The 17,556-nt window shown below is 45.6% G+C and carries 16 protein-coding genes and 2 pseudogenes; 8 read left to right on the top strand and 10 right to left on the bottom strand.

What is annotated here, in order from left to right; translation table 11 throughout:
• A partial coding sequence (locus ACKTR5_RS11115) for a C39 family peptidase (protein WP_407881539.1) occupies positions 1–1,023 on the top strand: 1,023 nt, incomplete at its 5' end.
• Positions 1,024–1,131: 108 nt separating this feature from the next.
• Here the strand turns inward: ACKTR5_RS11115 and ACKTR5_RS11110 are convergent.
• Positions 1,132–2,172, bottom strand: coding sequence for a zinc-binding dehydrogenase (locus ACKTR5_RS11110; protein WP_407881537.1), 1,041 nt, complete (start codon positions 2,170–2,172; stop codon positions 1,132–1,134).
• Positions 2,173–2,326: 154 nt separating this feature from the next.
• The gene (xerS, locus tag ACKTR5_RS11105) at positions 2,327–3,391 is read right to left on the bottom strand and encodes a tyrosine recombinase XerS (protein ID WP_407881535.1); all 1,065 of its coding nucleotides are present in this window, start codon (positions 3,389–3,391) and stop codon (positions 2,327–2,329) included.
• A 224-nt stretch (positions 3,392–3,615) separates the two neighbouring features.
• On the opposite strand from xerS, the gene ACKTR5_RS11100 reads away from it, so the two are divergent.
• The 6 genes and pseudogenes from ACKTR5_RS11100 to ACKTR5_RS11075 form a co-directional block, all read left to right on the top strand.
• Positions 3,616–4,215, top strand: coding sequence for an NAD(P)H-binding protein (locus tag ACKTR5_RS11100; protein WP_407881534.1), 600 nt, complete (start codon positions 3,616–3,618; stop codon positions 4,213–4,215).
• A gap of 74 nt (positions 4,216–4,289) precedes the next feature.
• Complete coding sequence (locus ACKTR5_RS11095; RefSeq protein ID WP_407881533.1) at positions 4,290–4,655, top strand: nuclear transport factor 2 family protein; 366 nt, start codon at positions 4,290–4,292, stop codon at positions 4,653–4,655.
• Between the two features lie 113 nt (positions 4,656–4,768).
• Entirely contained in the window at positions 4,769–6,058 is a 1,290-nt protein-coding gene (locus ACKTR5_RS11090) for an APC family permease (RefSeq protein ID WP_407881531.1), read from the top strand.
• 33 nt (positions 6,059–6,091) lie between these two features.
• Positions 6,092–6,496, top strand: coding sequence for a MerR family transcriptional regulator (locus ACKTR5_RS11085; protein WP_407881530.1), 405 nt, complete (start codon positions 6,092–6,094; stop codon positions 6,494–6,496).
• Between the two features lie 399 nt (positions 6,497–6,895).
• Positions 6,896–8,044 (top strand): annotated as a pseudogene (gene hisS, locus ACKTR5_RS11080) (histidine--tRNA ligase); the annotation flags it as partial.
• Positions 8,040–8,318, top strand: a pseudogene (locus ACKTR5_RS11075) (DUF436 family protein); the annotation flags it as partial. The pseudogenes hisS and ACKTR5_RS11075, both read left to right, overlap by 5 nt.
• A 970-nt stretch (positions 8,319–9,288) precedes the next feature.
• Here the strand turns inward: ACKTR5_RS11075 and ACKTR5_RS11070 are convergent.
• From ACKTR5_RS11070 to ACKTR5_RS11040, 7 genes are all read right to left on the bottom strand, one after another.
• Entirely contained in the window at positions 9,289–9,789 is a 501-nt protein-coding gene (locus ACKTR5_RS11070) for a GNAT family N-acetyltransferase (protein WP_407881529.1), read from the bottom strand.
• Positions 9,790–9,845: 56 nt separating this feature from the next.
• Entirely contained in the window at positions 9,846–10,454 is a 609-nt protein-coding gene (locus ACKTR5_RS11065) for a response regulator transcription factor (protein ID WP_407881527.1), read from the bottom strand.
• Positions 10,454–11,602 carry a sensor histidine kinase gene (locus tag ACKTR5_RS11060; protein WP_407881526.1) on the bottom strand — a complete coding sequence of 383 codons (1,149 nt, stop codon included), beginning with the start codon at positions 11,600–11,602 and terminating at the stop codon, positions 10,454–10,456. Before ACKTR5_RS11060 ends, ACKTR5_RS11065 begins: the two co-directional genes overlap by 1 nt.
• Positions 11,599–12,354, bottom strand: a complete 756-nt coding sequence (locus ACKTR5_RS11055; protein ID WP_407881525.1) for an ABC transporter permease — start codon at positions 12,352–12,354, stop codon at positions 11,599–11,601. The genes ACKTR5_RS11060 and ACKTR5_RS11055 overlap by 4 nt, the downstream gene beginning before the upstream one ends.
• On the bottom strand, positions 12,351–13,235 hold the full coding sequence (locus tag ACKTR5_RS11050) for an ABC transporter ATP-binding protein (protein WP_407881524.1): 885 nt from the start codon (positions 13,233–13,235) through the stop codon (positions 12,351–12,353). Before ACKTR5_RS11050 ends, ACKTR5_RS11055 begins: the two co-directional genes overlap by 4 nt.
• Positions 13,236–13,379: 144 nt before the next feature.
• Positions 13,380–14,588, bottom strand: coding sequence for a hypothetical protein (locus ACKTR5_RS11045; protein WP_407881523.1), 1,209 nt, complete (start codon positions 14,586–14,588; stop codon positions 13,380–13,382).
• Positions 14,589–14,730: 142 nt separating this feature from the next.
• On the bottom strand, positions 14,731–15,279 hold the full coding sequence (locus ACKTR5_RS11040; RefSeq protein WP_407881522.1) for a GNAT family N-acetyltransferase: 549 nt from the start codon (positions 15,277–15,279) through the stop codon (positions 14,731–14,733).
• Positions 15,280–15,714: 435 nt separating this feature from the next.
• Here ACKTR5_RS11040 and ACKTR5_RS11035 point away from each other — a divergent pair, with 435 nt between their 5' ends.
• Positions 15,715–17,349, top strand: a complete 1,635-nt coding sequence (locus ACKTR5_RS11035) for a peptide ABC transporter substrate-binding protein (RefSeq protein ID WP_407881520.1) — start codon at positions 15,715–15,717, stop codon at positions 17,347–17,349.
• A 91-nt stretch (positions 17,350–17,440) separates the two neighbouring features.
• Here the strand turns inward: ACKTR5_RS11035 and ACKTR5_RS11030 are convergent.
• The coding region (locus ACKTR5_RS11030; RefSeq protein WP_407881540.1) for an IS3 family transposase at positions 17,441–17,556 on the bottom strand (116 nt) is incomplete at its 5' end.

Raw genomic sequence — 17,556 nt, 5'->3', positions numbered from 1 at the left:
GTCTACTATAATGCCAATGGGCAAATGGTCTACGGTGAAGCAAAAATCAATAATAACTGGTACTTGTTTAGTCGCGATGACGGTGCCATGCAGCGTGATTTCCAAAATTTAGCGAACTATGGTCACAACAAAACCGTCTACTATAATGCCAATGGGCAAATGGTCTACGGTGAAGCAAAAATCAATAATAACTGGTACTTGTTTAGTCGCGATGATGGTGCTATGCAGCGTGATTTCCAAAACTTAGCAAACTATGGTCACAACAAAACCGTCTACTATAATGCTAATGGGCAAATGGTCTACGGTGAAGCAAAAATCAATAATAATTGGTACCTATTTAGCCGTGATGATGGTGCCATGCAATACGGTTTCCAAAACATGACGCCTTATAATAATAACAAGACTGTTTATTATGATGGTCAAGGGCACATGCTTTACGGCGAACAACGTATTCACGGCGATTTATTCCGCTTTGATAACACGACTGGTGCACTATATTTTGTTCCATTCTACTATGCGCAAAATGATCCTCGATGGGGGTACTACGCATTTGGCGGCCACACCGTTGCACAAACCGCGTGTGTATTAACGAGTATTGCAATGGTTGTTAGTGGGTACGGTTATGATGTTGAACCATTACAGGTTGCACAGTATGGTTATGCAAACACCCGTTATAACCACGGAATTGTCGGAACGGATCAAGCCGGGCTTATTCAAACTGCACATAACTATGGTTTAAACGTTGACCCATTATATTCTGCTGCTAGCATTAAAGATGCAATTGAGCACGGTCACGCTGTTGTAATGGCAGTTCGTGCACCGTTCATTCCAGCAAGCTGGGGCAGTGGTACGACACACGAAGTTGTTCTATCCCAGTACTCTAATGGCAATGTTTATGTTCAGGACCCACTGCACGTTACAACTGGATGGCATTCACTGGATTACATCTGGAACTGCCGTTCAAATGATGCAGACGATATCAACGCAACAGGGACACCTGCCGAAGCCTTACACAAGGACTAATCGGTTCATAAATGCTGACAAATAAAAATACCGCTGCCCAAAATCAACTGGGCAGCGGTATTTTTATCGTTCTAAGGATTTATAATCACCATGATGACGAACTGATAATTAATCAACGGTAATAAGTGTCTTAATAGCTTCACGGTTTGTCATTGCTTGATAGGCGGCGTTAATATCATCTAATTTAAACGTTTCGGTGAACACCTTACCAGGATGAATGTCGCCATCCAAAACGGCCTTCAGCAAGACCTGCTTGTCATAGGTCGTTACGGAAGCAGGACCACCGGCGATGATCGTGTTGTTGTAGAATGATGCGGTCATGTCCATTTTGGGTTCGTGAGGGAGACCAACCCGACCAACGATGGCACCGGGACGAGCAATGTTCATAGCAGTTTCGTTGGATAGTTCCGTCCCAACACATTCCAAAACAGCATCGGCGCCAGCACCGTTCGTTAATTCGCGAACTTGGGCTTCGGCTTCAGCACCACGCGTGGCAATGATATCGGTTGCCCCAAATTCAGTCGCTAGGCGTTGGCGATCTTCGTGCCGACTCATGATAATGATTCGCTTTGCACCGCGCATTTTTGCGGCAATGACACCACAAAGGCCAACGGCACCATCACCAACAACCACAACGGTATCACCAGTCGTGACATTGGCCACACGAGCCGCATGGTAACCTGTTGCCATAACGTCGGCTAAACTTAACAGTGACTTCAGCATCTCTTCACTGTAATCGCTTGGCTGGCCAGGCACCTTAACGAGGGCCCATTCACCATGTTGGAACCGAATGTATTGTGCCTGAACACCGGCACTAAAGTTGTTTTGGTGTTCTTGACAGTCCCCATCAAAACCGGCGAGACATGCAGCACAATGGCCGCAACCGTGGGTGAATGGTGCAATAACAAAGTCACCAGGAACCACAGTGGTGATGTCAGAACCAACTTCTTCCACAATTCCGATGGCTTCATGGCCGCTGTTTTGTGAATGTTCGGCCTTATCTTCTAAACCACGGTAGGCCCAGAGGTCGGAACCACAGACACACGTCCGAACAACCTTAATGATCACATCGTCGGCAGCTTCGATTGTTGGTTTAGCAATGTCTTCAACGGCGACTACGTTTGGTTTGATAAAAACTGTGCTTTTCATAAATGAACTTCCTTTGTTTGTAGTGGGTTATGTGATTGCAGTTAGCAATAAACATCGTTGCAAACCTTGTGCTAATTGTATCAAAAAAATTAATGAACGTTAATCAATGTGTCATGCGTATTTTAAGCACACGACAATCATTGGGACAGGGGTCCTACATTTTTTCTAAGCCCTCACGTTGCTCTTCATCAATGATGTGTGTGTAAAGACCGGTGGCACTTGTTGAGTTTTGCCCCAACTGGGTCGCCACAAGTTGTTCATTTTTAGTCGCTAGATAAAGCTTAGATGCTAGCGTATGCCGTAACTTGTGTGGGGTAATGCGGACTTTAAACGCACTAGAGTATTTAGCCACCATTTTTTCCACGGAACTTGCTTGAAGCCGAGATGCATGGCCACGGTACCGACTTAAAAAGAGGGCGTGATCGGTGGGGGTTGCCTGGTAGGTGGCAGTGCGAATGTCAACATAGGCTTGAATATACGGTAATGTCCATGGTGCAATGGGGACGGTATCGCGTTGACCACCCTTGCGAACGACGCCAATGGTTCCGGTTTTTAGGTTAAGGTGGCGTAAGTCCGCGTTAGCAGCTTCTGAAACGCGTAAGCCGCTGCCAAGCAAAAGTGCATTAACGGCAAGGTCCCGTTGCTTATCTCGTTGGAAATAGCGATTTTGGGTTGGCGTTAACTGCTGTTCATACTTGTCATTAATAAAATCAAGGTAGTCATGATCTGTGTGACCCAGCATGAGCTTTGTCTTCAGGTTTGCCGCCCGGGTGGCATACGTTTCGTTTGTTCGAACTAACGCGATTTTGTGCATCACGTTGCGATTAAAGTACGCTTCACCGTGTTCATCCTCGGTGTCTTCGGTTAAGTATTTAAAAAGCGACGCGAGGGCGTTTAGCGAGCGATTAATGGTCGGGTGGGCGCGGTTGCCAGCGACACCTGTTAGTTTTGCCTGATTGAGTAACGCTGATTTATATAAATCAACGGTTTCTTTCTTAAGCGACGCAAGAACCTGAATGTCAACGGTTGCTGGTGTTTTAGCAGGCGTTAAGCCTTCACTGATCAACCAGTTGAAGAAGCGCCGAAACTCTGTCAAATATTGATATAACGTTGCCGGCGATAATGGGATCGTTGATTTTGCCTGGTAATATTCTTGGACAAACCAGGGGGCAGTTGACAGTTCATCATCAATTAAATTTAAGTAGTGTTGTCTCTCCATAATCAACCTCCAAACAAACGTTCTCTTACTGTTAAACCTAGTTTACTGGTCATCCTTGCCATTGGCAAGAAGGATGTGGTCGCGGCCTCATAACGATTTAATGAAGCAATAATGTCGTTAACAAAAATTGCTCGATAATTGATTTTTTTGATTTTAATGCTTGCCTTAAAGTTACTAGAAGGGTTTACACTAACGTTTATAAACGAATGATGGAGGCGCTCATAATGACAAAAATCTTAATTATTGGGGCAACAGGAACGGTGGGAAGCACGACGCGGCGGTATTTTTTGGAACATACTGACGATCAGTTAACGTTAATGGTACGAAACCCACGTGGCTTAGGCCACCTTGACGAAACACGTGAACGTGCCATTGCTGGCAGCGTGTTGGATGAGACCGCACTCCAACGCGCATTAGTGGGGCAGGACGTTGTTTTTGCGGCGCTTAGTGGCAATCTGAAAGAAATGGCAACGGCCTTAGTCGCTGGAATGGACCGTGCTGGCCGACTACTGTTCATCACATCAATGGGAATTTATAACGAAATCCCGGCCTCAGTGGGTGCCGGTGGGAATCTGGAAAGTAATCCTGTGTTGCAGCCATATCGTGACGCCGCTGATGTCATCGCTGCTTCTGACCTGAACTACACAACAATTCGCCCCGGGTGGTTTGAACATTCTAATGATGTAAACTACCAGGTGACGCATAAAGGGGAACCGTTTGGGGGCCATGATGTTTCAGTAGTCAGCATTGCCGACCTTGTCGTTAAATTGGCGCATGACGATCAATACGGTGCTCGGGACAGTTTAGGCATTAACCAGAAGTAGGTTATAAACAACAAAATAATTAATGAAGTATCGAGTTGGTAATTAAACTTAGTTTTGAAATGGTGGTGATCATTATGGAAAAACGTCGTGCAATTGACGCATACCGTCAGTTTAATGTGGCGATGAGCTACTGCGATACGAATGCATTAAGAAAAATATTGGCACCAACATTTACGTTGACACATATGACTGGACTGGTTCAATCGGGTAATCAATGGTTAGCCCAAATTGCGGACGGGCAGATGCACTATTATTCTTCACAAGAGGAACGCGTTAGCGCAGTTTCAGTGGCTGATGGGTGGCAAATTAACGGAGATAACATTGTTAATGCACAAATCGGTGGTGGGTCCCGTCAAGATTGGCGATTGCACACGGTGATGCAAGTGGCTGAAAAAGCGGGCCAATGTCAAATAATGAGCGCAGTTGTCACGCCATATTGAGTTAAAAACGAATAACCACCAAGTATTAGTACTTGGTGGTTATTATTTGTTGTCGTTTCACCAGCATGAAAGTTTTATAATCATAGATGATAAAAATACCGATAGACAGTGAGATGGTTAAATTGAAATCGAAGTTTGGATTATTAAGTGTTATTTTATTGGGAATTAATTCAATTATTGGATCCGGGATTTTTCTCCTTCCGGGTCAAGCAGAAGCGATGCTCGGACCTGCCAGCATTTTAGTGTTTGTTTTTGACATGTTGCTTATCGTGTCAATTGCCCTTTGTTACGCTGAAGATGCGACATATTTCGATGAAAATGGTGGTCCGTATCTTTACGCTAAGGCCGCGTTTGGCGATTTTGTTGGGTATGAAGTTGGTTTCAGTGTCTGGGCCATTAGCATTATTGCATGGGCGACCATGTCAACCGCGTTTACAACGGCGTTAGGCGCTATCTTCCCGGTTCTACAACAGCCCCTTTGGAAAGACGTGACGATCTTTGTTCTGTTAGGAACGTTGACGTTGATCAACATTTCTGGCGTAACGCTAACCAAGATGGTCAATGACATTGTGACCGTCGCAAAGCTGATTCCACTCATTTTATTCGTTGTTGTCGGGGTGTTCTTTATTAACGGCGCACACTTTACGCCGTTTGTCGTCACAACGACGAATTTCAACAACGCGTTTGGCTCGGCAGCAATTCTAATTTTCTATGCGTTTACTGGATTTGAGGCGATTACGATTGCCGCACAAGAATTTCGAAATCCGCAACGAACAATCCCGGTTGCCATCATGGTTGTTCTGGGAGTTGTCGCCTTACTGTACATTGCGATTCAGGTCGTTTCAATCGGTGTGCTAGGCGGTCATCTTGCTGGGAACACGGCGCCAATTCAAGCCGGGCTCGCTAAGATGTTGGGACCGGTGGGCACGACGATTGTTGCCGTTGGAACCATCGTCTCAATTTTGGGAATTGCCACGGCTCAATCGTTTTACTTGCCTCGAATCGGTGCCTCAATGGCCGATAATGGTGTCATGCCTAAAATTGTTGGTCGGCGTAACCGGCAGGGCGTGCCCGCTGTTGCAATGATCATTTCCTTCCTAATTGCTTTTCCGTTAGCAATTTCTGGGACGTTCCAAACGTTGGCGGCCATTTCAGTTGTCTCACGGTTTGCTCAATACATTCCGACCATTTTGGCTGTGCTTGTGTTCCGTCACCGTAAGCTCCATGCAAACGAAACGGCTTTCCGATTACCGTTCGGGCCAGTTTTGCCCGTCACGGCCGTGCTTGTGAGTTTATGGTTGTTATCAAAGGCAAGTGGCTTCCAGTTAATGATGGGTCTTGGATGCCTTGTGATTGCCGTTCCGTTTTACTTTTTGAACCGTTACTTGAATCAGCGCGATTAAATAAAATTATTGATAAAGAGAGGGTGAATCGACGTGAATATCAAAGAGGCAAGTGAACAAACAGGTGTACCAGCAACGGCCATTCGTTATTATGAAAGCGAGTCACTCATTCCACCGATTGATCGGACACCAGCCGGGAATCGTGATATTGATGAGCGTATTTTACGGCGCATTAAGTTTGTCACGCAGATGCGGGCAGCAGGGATGACGATTGAAAACCTGCGGAAATATATTAATCTGTTTGATTCAGCTGCGGAGACCTCTGAGGAAGAGCGGGCATTGCTAACGGCGCAACTAGTTGAGATGGAACAAAAACGTGACGATCTGCAAACGGCGATCGATCACCTGCATGATAAGCTTGACCATTTTGATGAACACATGCAGGAAACACGGTTGGAACTGCACGCTATGGATCGTGAACATGAAATGAAGCAGTAGCGTGAATTTCTAATAAGCATATGGTGTTTTTTAAACTGACTAAAAAGCGCTTTCAAAATTGTTGACTTTTGGCTAAATAGTTCTATTCTAAAGGTAGAGGTTATGAGTAGAGAAAAAGCTTTAATGTAAGTCATAGAGACCCAACGGCGGTGAAAGTTGGCATTTAAGGTGAATCACATCTACGAACCAAATTTGTGAAGACAATTAATTATTCGAGTAACAAATTTCGCGTGATTGCGTTAATAATCCTGAATCCTGGCGCTCGCGAACCAGGACTCACTGAGGTAACAGTTGTGAGGCTGTTATAAATTTGAGGTGGAACAGCGTTTTGGCGCCCTCCAAACTACTAATGTAGTTTGGAGGGCGCTTTTTTGTCACTTAGAAAAGGAGCTGTGGATAATGACTGAAGTAAGTTATCAAAGACCAAAAGGAACTACTGATATTTTGCCCGGAGAAATTGAAACGTGGGAGAAGCTGGAGGGCGTTGTTAGAACACTGTTCTCTAAGTATGGTTACCGCGGGATTCGGACGCCGATGTTTGAAGACTACAATGTTTTTGCAAGAAACGTTGGCGATACGTCAGACATTGTTGAAAAGCAAATGTATGATTTTGAAGATAAAGGGGGACGCAAAATTGCCCTTCGCCCAGAAGGAACTGCCGGAACCGTCCGGGCATATGTTCAAAATAAGTTATTTGGCCCCGAATATCCGAAGCCGTATAAGGTTTACTACATGGGCCCCATGTTCCGATATGAACGGCCTCAATCAGGGCGGCAGCGCCAATTTAATCAAATTGGCTGTGAGGCACTAAACAGTGAATCACCCCAAATTGATGTGGAAGTAATCGCAATGGCCTTGCAGTTTTTCAAAGAACTTGGGGTTAAGAATTTAAAACTGGTTATTAACTCCCTTGGAGATCAAGAGACACGAGAAAATTACCGAGCAGCTTTAATTGGGTATTTGGAGCCGCACTAAGATGAATTAAGTGATGATTCCAAGACACGGCTGTATAAGAATCCGTTGCGCGTCCTCGACAGTAAAGATGCAACTGACAGAAAAATTGTCGAAAACGCACCGTCAATTTTAGATTCACTAAGCGACTATTCAAAAGACTACTTTGAACAGGTTAAACGGTTGTTGGACGAATTAAACATTGTGTACGAAATCGATGCCGACATGGTTCGGGGGTTAGATTATTATACGCAAACGATTTTTGAAATCATGTCAGATGCAAGTTGCTTTGGTGGTGATTTTGTTACAGTTTGTGGTGGCGGGCGTTACGACGGGTTAATTTCACAGCTTGGTGGTCCAAGCGAAGGTGGCATTGGCTTTGGTATGGGGGTAGAACGACTATTACTTCTCTTAAAGGAAGAAAATCCGGATTTTGCACCGAAAGCAACATTAGACGTTTTCTTTGCTTCAGCAGATTCCGAGGGCGATAACCTCGCTTTCACCCTATTAAACAACGTCCGGTCTAAAGGAATTGCAGCGGATAAAGACTATCAAGGGATTAAAGTGGCCTCACAAATTAAGAGCGCGATTCGCCGTATTAATTGATCAAACAGTTGCGAAACAAAATGGCCTCGAGATTGTGTCTGTAAAACCGGCAATGCATGCGGGTGGTGGGGCACAAGTGGCAGCAGGGGGACTTGATCTTGGCGGTACAGAGATTGGCATGCACGTTAAGTTTGTTCAAATTCCGGTTCGTTTAGCGCATCGTGAGGTGGGTGAGGCCCGAGTAGTTGGACTCTCATCACGACCAAAATTAATCGGTGGTGAACGGGCACAGTATTCATTTACGACGACAAACTTAGTGGGGTAGTCACGAAAACGTATAAATAATAACGATAAATCGGCAAGGTGGCTTCTGGACGGTCTTGCCGATTTTTGTTGATTATAGTGTTTCATTAAAATATTTGTTTTAATGAAAGTAGTCGACGATAATCTTCAGTAAACCGTTAATCTAATCGGATTTTAGCAAATTAATGGTCCATTGACTTTGATTGAGATCGTTACTATTAGTGATATTTCCAAGGCTAAAGTTACTTGCGCTATAGTTTAAACACAGTAGCTGCTTAGATGTAAACGACGCATTTATTATAGTCATAGCAGCACTAAGATCATTTCAGAAGTCACATTACAGGATTACTTGACTGACTTAGATGAGTTGAGCGATCTAACGAGGTCGCATTAACGTTTGCTAGCACGTTGTGTGTCATTCGTGGCAATTATTGCTGATTTACTGTGTGGACTGTCATTGACTAGCTGATTAAACCAGTAACCGTTATCGGTGGCCACTTTGATCAGCTGAACTTGTTTGTAGCAATCGTTTGCAAACTAAGTAATCAGTGATTTGCTGCTGATTCAACCGCAGCGTTCATAAAGCGCATGGTTGATCAGTAATTTGGTTGATAGTAACTACAATGGCTAGCAGTTATTTAGCACTGATCTGGACTCATAAAATAGCCGCTAAAGCATATCTGGGTGCAGTAGCAAGCGAACGGAACAAATAACTGTTGGTCTGTTCTAAGCTCAGTGTCGTAGAAAGCGTCATGTGTTGTTGTTCAGCGTACACTGTTGTGCGTAAAGGATCACGTTGAACATGAGTAAAGAACTAACATAAATAACCGTGTTAGGGGGTCGCTAGCTGCCGGGCTTGAACTTTATTCGTGCTCTAGTTTACATAATATATATTATCGAAAGTTATATTATGAGACTTCTCTTCTAGTAATCGTCCATGCTTCATAAAAAAGCACAGACAACTTACTGTCTGTGCTTTGCTAAGGCATTACTCAACTTAACGTTTTAACCAAGTTATACCAGTGTTCACCAGCATGATCAGATTCAGAGCGACCTTCGTTAACAAAGCCATGTGCTTCATAAAACGGAACCAAGCGTTCTAAACACGTTAATGTAACGGCCTTGCGCTTTGCTTTAGCCGCCAATGCAGTGAATTGTGTGAGCAGCTCACCAGCAATGCCATGACCCTGATAGTCAGGATGAACGGCGAGACTAAGAACTGTTTGATAATCATCATCATCTTGATTTGGCTGTGCTTGCTCGTAAAGTTCGTCAGTCAGGTACCGTTTTGTAAATGTCGGACCGACAATAAAGCCAACGACCTGTTGTTGATCGTCAGCCGCACGAGCCACTAAAAACGTATCATTTAACGTTATTAGCCGATCCTGCATGCTTGATTCAGTTGCTGCTTCTTCTTGGCTGAATCCCAAACGTTCAATGGTCATAATGGTCTGTAAATCAGTAATTGTTGGATGGTTGTAGATAAATTCCAATGTAAACGCCCCTTTTAATTAATACTACAATTGCGATTATAGCAGGTTATTGTTGCTTACAACCATTTGTTTTGTTCAGCGATTGTTAGTGCTTCCAAACGATTGTGGACACCAAGTTTGCTGAAGATAGCCGATAAATAATTGCGAACCGTTCCCTTTGATAAAAACACGGTTTCAGCGATGGCCACCGTTGTTTGACCAGTCCGCGCGGCCTTTAAAACGGCAAGTTCTTGTTCCGTTAATGGATTCTGCTCAGCTGCATACATGCCCCGCACTAATTCTGGATCATAGACCGTTTGACCGTCCATGATGTCATGGACGGCACCAACGAGGCGCTCACTTGGACTGTCCTTTAGAAGGTACCCCATGACCTGTGCGGCCACAGCACGTTGAAAATAGGACGGCTGCGCAAAGGTCGTTAAAATTAAGACGCGGGTCGCCCGTTGGTTCACTGTTTGAAGCTGCTCTGCTACGTCTAATCCAGTTAACCCCGGCATTTCAATGTCTAAAATGGCAATGTCTGGTTGCAACTGGTTGATTTCTGCAAGTGCGGTTTTTCCATCTTCCGCGCTCCCAATCACATCTAAATCTGTTTCTAAGTTTAAAATCGTGGTTAACGCTGAATTCAACATTGCTTGATCTTCAGCGAGATAAAGGTTGATCATTACACGGCGCCTTCTTCCTGGTTGCGGTTAAACGTCACGGTTAGCGTTGTCCCTTGTGGTGATGTTTCGATGGTTAACTGACCACCTGGCAATTGCGCAATTCGTTGTTTCATTCCACTGATTCCTGAGCTGTTTTCACGGCGATTCTTGAAGCCATTACCATTATCACGAATGAGGACTTGAGTAGTTGTGTCTGTTTCTGAAAAGATCAACCAGCAATGGTTTGCATGGGCATGACGAATCATGTTCGTGATTGCTTCTTGAATGATGGCACCAACGACTAGCTGGGCCGGACGTGACCATTGCTGACTAAGACGTTCATTTTTAGTCAACAACGTAATGCCAGCTGCCGCCAAATTATCAGATTGTTGCAATAGGGTCTCAGCAATCGTTGGCTGACGCAAGTTGTTTACGATATCACGAACCAGTTGCAGGTTATTTCTGGAGGCTCGCTCAACATCTGCAAGTTGCGCGTCGACCCGGTCTGGGGCGAACGTTAATAACTTGCGTGCCAGATCAGTTTTTACTGTAATCATTGAAAACGACTGTCCTAGAGTATCATGGAGATCCTGCGCAATTCGTTCCCGTTCGTGCTGCTGGATCACCGTGATCAACCGGTCATTTGTCTGCTGCAACTGATGTGAATGATCCAGTGAGTGTGAGACAGATAGTGCGGCTAATGGTGGTCCCAGAATAAAGGCCATTAAGATCACCGTTGTCATTCCGGTTCCTAACCCCAGGTGATCGGTATTTTCTTGCCACCAAATCGGTTCAATGAGAATGGTTGCAATTGCCAAAAAGGTCGCACCATAGTACGCGGTGAAGTACCGCCAACGACTTGTTTTCGCTAATGGGACCGTGCCAACCAAGGCTGCCGTATAGACGAAAATCGGTAAGTAGTGCTCAACAGCCGCAAAGTAATAGCAAATGAGTAATTGTCCGCCAATCGCCCACGGCAACCAATGTGAGGGTTCAAAACTGTGCCGATAGAACAAAATAAAGGCCAGTAACAGGAGCGGTGTGACCAGTTGGTGCCACCCACCCGCTTTCAGACCGATGGCCAGTGGGTAGCCCAAAAAGAGGAGTGCAAAGTAAGGGTAAACCCCGTAGCGTCGGGGAAATAAAATGTTATCCGTTAAAAATTTCATGCTTGAAAACGCTCATCGCGACGAAGATGACCAAGGCCCCATAAAATAATGCCAGAAATAGCGACCCAGAATAAGAGAATCAAAAGCCACGAGCCCTTTACGGTTGTTGAATTAATTGCTGTCTGCAATAAGCGATTAACCGCGTAAGTTGGCATGAGTTTGCCAATGTGTTGCATCCAGTCTGGCAAGATGCTAAGCGGCCACCATAGGCCACTTGTAATGGCCATTGGAAAGACGATGAAGTTGCATAATGCACTCACGGTACTGAACCGCCCCGCACGAGAAACAACCCCACCAAGCAGCATCAAAGGAATTGCACCCAGTAACGTCCAGCATAAAACTAATCCGGAGGCTTTCCAAGATAATGAGGCGTGATTAACTGTAACTGCAAGGCATTCAATGACCACAACAGACAGCACGTTCATTAATGTCATGGCCACAATTAAGCCACCGTAATAGGCGGACTTTTTTGCTGGTGTAATGGCTAACAGTGTTGGCACATTTTCAGACTGATCCTCAACAAGCACGTTTGCAAAGCTAAAAATCATGCTAATGAGCACACTGTAAACGATCATGCTCGTCATGTACTGTAAGGCCATTTGTTTTGCAACCGTCCCTGACCCCTGAATGAAGATCTTCGTGAATAACAGGTAGAAGCCAGCGGGCATCGCCAATGAAAAGAACAAGAAGCCCAGATTTCGGAAAAGTTCGCGCCGGATCGATAATCGTGTTTGGATCAAGAATTGAGTCATGCTGGTTCACCTGCTTCAACAATTGTTTTAAAAATGGTTTCTAGTGCCCTTGGGGTGATTGTTAAATGTTGCATGTCAGTCAACAGTTCTTGGTGATCAATCAGCCACTGATCACCATTTGTTACCTGCAAATGAACGGTGGTCCCCGCTTTTTGACTGGCGGTGACTAAATCTGACTGGGTGAATTTTTCGAGTGGTAACGGTGTCGTAAACGTAATTTCAACCCCACGATACCGCGTTTTAAGGTCGATCATTGTCCCATCGTAAATAAAGGCACCGTGCGCCATGATGATGACACGATCCGCAACCGCTTCGATTTCTTCTAAATAATGACTCGTCATAAAAATTGTTTTACCCTGTTGTTGAAGGTGCTTGATTTGGTCCCAGAACGCATTCCGAGCCAAAACGTCCATGCCAACCGTGGGTTCATCTAAGAAAATAACGTCAGGATTTCCGGCAATGGCCATCCCAAAAGCCAATCGCCGACGTTGACCGCCAGATAGTGCGCCCATGCGATGATGGGCCACTTCGGTCAAATTCGTTGTCGTTAACAACTCAGACACCGTCACTGGATTTGGGTAAAAACTGGTAACCAGTTGTAAGGCTTCATCAACATTGATGTTTTTCATGGTTACATTTTCTTGCAACATGGCACCGATTCGCAACCGCCCTTCGGCACTGCCGGGAGCTTGGTTAAATACGGTTAACGTCCCGGTAGTGGGGTGTTGCAACCCTAAAACCATGTTAATTAAGGTCGTCTTCCCGGCCCCATTCTCCCCGACAAGCCCAATCAGCTCCCCTTCGTTGACCGTGAGTGAAACATCATTGACCGCGGTCGTCTTGCCATAACGTTTTGCAACATGCTGTGCTTCAATTATCATGTTGAACGCTCCTTTTTCAAATTAACTCTAGTTTATTCTGTCATGAGTTGAATTACCATCATTTCAGCTAACTTAGTGACAACTGTCAGGCCGCAAAAAAAGGCCTCCGTTAGCACGGAACCCCTTTTGCTGGTTCATTAATTGTTAACGGCCTGACTGGAACAACCGGCGCCACCAAGAAACATGGGCTTGTGCCTTCGCCGCATTATTAGCAACGCGGGAACTCGAATGCCGCATGCTGTGTCTGGCACCACGTTTGGCCTCAGCCATTTGCCGTGTCGCGATACTAATTGCCCGCAGGTCTTCCCTGCGAACCGGAATCGTCATATCCGTTGCGCCGCTTTGCGGACGCACCACCTCAGGGAAAACCTGTAACGTTGGGTGCAGGGTGGCTGTTGAGCCATTGACCTCGAAGCTAAGCGTGACGTTATAGGTTCCTGGGATGTTGTGATCAGCCGTTGAATCATTATAGTGCATCTCGGTCCATCGTGTTCGATCCCGACCGTACTGGTCTTGCGCTACCGCAACGTACCGGTTGGGAATTGGATCACCATCACCGACAATGGTCATTTGGTTGTGGGCGGTAAACTTAAAGATGTTTTGATACGCGGTCAGATTGATTCGTTTGCCGTGATCGGTATACCGAATTTGAACCGGGTAACGACCAGCCTGTGTCCAATCCACCGCTGACATATCAATGATTGCCTTGGCACTGTCGATTTGTTCACCATTGGCATTGACCAGTGTCTTAATGAATCGCGCTGGGTTAGTCCGTGGACCGTTAACGTACGTTGTCTGGTTGGCGGTCTCAACCGTCACAAAGTTATCAATGATACGTAACACCTGGTGTGCGCCCGCCGTGACGCCATTTACTGTATACGTCACCATTGCACCATAGGTACTGTTTACAAGCAACGTCTTTGGCGTTTCGTCAAACGTAACGCCCAGTTCGCCGTGTTGCCCTGGATCCGTCAATTCACGAACAAATGACCGGTCTAACGGCAAATCTTCACCAGCATGAATAACGACATCTTGGCCGTTAAACGAAAAAATGTGAAGGTGTGCGGTTGCTGTCACCGTTCGTCCTGGGTTCGTATACCGCAAATTAACGCGGTAGTCATCCGGTTTTGTCCAGTCAACGTTTTTAAGGTCCACCTCGACCAGGCGTGGATCAACTGGGCGGCCAGTTGCGTCATACACCGCCTTGACAAAGCTCGTTTTCTGTAACCGTGGTCCACCAACGTACGTGGTCCGATCTTGAGCAATGACCGTTGCCCGGTTCGTAATTACCCGTAACTGGTTATTTTGTTTTTCTTCTGCTTGACCCTTACGATTACGATGCGGATTGATCATCTGCTCACCTCCTTAGTGATTTTCACAGCACGTTGGCATGCGACTCTAACAAAATATTAATTTTTCTTAAATCCATTGTACCTAAATTGAATCCTGTTGAACAGATTTAAACATTGCGAAAACGACTAACTGATGGGCCTGCTTAGCTCCGTGCTTCCCATTCTGATTCAAGCATGGAATAGGTGGCGAGACTCTGGAACGTGTCGTTGATCAGAACGTGATCCCGAAGTGTCCCGTCAAAATGCATGTTTAACCGTTCAGCAACGGCTTGACTAGCTTTGTTATTGACATCGGCGTTTAAGATGATCTTGTGTAGATTCAATTCATCAAATCCAATCGTAAGTAACCGATCAACGGCCCGTGTCATTAGTCCCTGTCCCTGGTAGCGTGAACTGAGCCAGTAGCCAATCTCAGCATGCGCATTGTTTGAATCAATGTTATGTAGATCAATACTACCAACCGCGTGACCATCGATCACCAGCGTCAACGGCAGCATCTTGCCATCTGCAAACTGATGACGCGCATGGTTAATAAAGCCAGTTTCGTCATCAACGGACTGCATGTCGTTTGCCCATGCCAGCCACTTACTAAATTCGGCACGGTCTTCGTCGATCCATGTATATAATTTATCCGCGTCCTCTTCACTGATCAATTTTAAAGCTAGGTGTTCGTCCAATTGATGTGTAAACATAGCGTCCATCCTTTATTTTCGTTTCATCACTCTTTAATAATTTACCATAAGTTGCGCCAAAAAACGGGATCTTTTCGACAGGTTTTATAAAATAATTGGTTGACAGATGAATTATGAGTGGCGTATCTTAATTGGCAATGAATAAAAGACAGTTTAAACGAAAGGAATTCATCAACATGCAATTTTCCAACGTTCAGTTGAATACTTGGCAAAGCTGGTAATCAGGTTGCGTAACCGCCGTTAGAAACGGATGCAATCTGAGTGTGATACTCGATTGTATCCGTGCCGGCGTCTTTTGATGAGTTTTTTTTGATCATCAAGTCTGCATGGGTCATAAACCCGCGGACTTGGTGATTTTTTTATTGCCAAAGACAGTCCTCGGGGGCTGTCTTTTTTTCAGGCATTGAAAATTTTGATTCTAAACGAGGTTGACTTATGTCACGAATGAAACGCTCTGCCATCACTGTGGGTTTACTGCTCACCTTAACGTTGACCCTGGCCGCTTGTGGCCAGCATCGAACCGCAGATCAACACACACTAAACGTTACTGAACAGACTGAAATGCTCTCCCTTGATCCGTCCAAGGCAACGGATAACACGTCACTGACAGCGCTAGCAAACTCCGATGAAGGGCTCTACCGAATCGGTAAAAACAATACACCACAACCAGCGCTGGCCGCTAAAACAACAGTTTCAAAAGATGGTTTGAACTGGACCATCACACTTCGTAAAAACACAAAATGGTCCAATGGTGATTCCGTCACCGCAGCCGACTTTGTGTACGCATGGCAGCGAACCAACGACCCGAAAACGGCCGGTCAATACGCTTACTTATTCAGCGGTGTGAAAAACGCTGATGAAATCCAGGCCGGCAAAGCCCCCGTTTCGAGTCTTGGGATTCAGGCCGTTGGTTCCGATAAGCTGAAAATCACCCTCACAAAGCCAATTCCCTACTTTAAGCTACTTCTCGGGTTCCCCGTTTTCTTCCCGCAAAATGAGCGGGTCGTTAACGCACAGGGAAAGCACTACGGCCTTTCAGCAAATGCTCAAGTTTACAACGGGCCGTTCACCATTAAGGGCTGGACCGGGACGAACCCAAAGTGGACACTGGCACGTAATAGCCAGTACTGGGATCGACGGCACGTCAAGCTACAAAACATTCATTTTGCAGTTGTAAAGGATGCAAGTACTAGTTTGAACCTCTACAACTCCGGGGCAACGGACCTGACAACGTTGAGCAGCAGCCAGGTCGCAAATGAAAAAAGCAATCCCGCTTATCACTACCGGGCTGGTTCCGCCTCTGCGTTCATTGGATTAAATCAAACGACCAAATCCCCACTTCAGCAGCTGGCCGTGCGGCAGGCGTTATCGCTAGCCATTAATCGAAAGCAACTCACAAACGACACCCTTCAGGATGGCTCCACGCCAGCAACCGGGTTAACACCAGCAAAACTGATGCAAAATCCCCAAACGGGAGCCGATTTTGCCAAGGAAACCAGTGTTAAAGCCGTCACCACAGCCGACATGGCGAAAGCAACGCGCCTTGCCCGGGCCGGTCTAAAAGCGAGCGGTCAGTCCGCGTTGACCATTAACTTGCTAGCAAACGATACCGGCAATAGTAAACAGGTTGCTGAGTACCTTCAGTCACAATGGAATAAACTTCCGGGCATTACCGTGCACATTCAGACGGTGCCCTTAAAGGCGCAGTTAAGTGCCATTACGACCGGCAAGTATCAAGCTGCTGTTCTAAGCTGGAGCGGTGATTACAATGATCCGGAAACGTTCTTATCACTCTTCCAAAGCACAAACCATCAAATTGCGGCTAAATGGACAGATAAGACGTTTGATCAAGCAATGGATCAAGCGGCTGGAAGTGACGCTAACAACGCTCAAAAACGCTATCAGGACCTCAAAACGGCACAAACAACGTTGACGCGTGATTTAGGCGTGATCCCACTTTACTGGGGATCCAGTGTGGGCGGTACCTTACAACGAAACAATCTCCACGGGCTGGTCTATAATACCGCCGGCGTTAACTACAATTTCAAAAATGTAACCTTGAGTAAATAAGACCACAAGTTAGTTAACGGCGACTGACCAATCAAAAAGGACTGTATTCCTGACGTTTACCCAAAAAGTTGGAACTAAATAGTTTTGTTAATTAGGCAGTTAATTGCCGCTCGAAATCGAGTGGTGATTGCCCGCCTAATTTTATTTGAATTCGCTTTTGATTGTAATAATTAATCCAGGAATTGATTGCTTTGGTTAGCTCTGAGG

The sequence above is a fragment of the Furfurilactobacillus entadae genome, from assembly GCF_045862745.1.
Taxonomy (GTDB): Bacteria; Bacillota; Bacilli; order Lactobacillales; family Lactobacillaceae; genus Furfurilactobacillus; species Furfurilactobacillus entadae.
The sequence above is the reverse complement of the archived record's forward strand: the minus strand, read 5'-3'. Positions and strand labels throughout refer to the sequence as shown.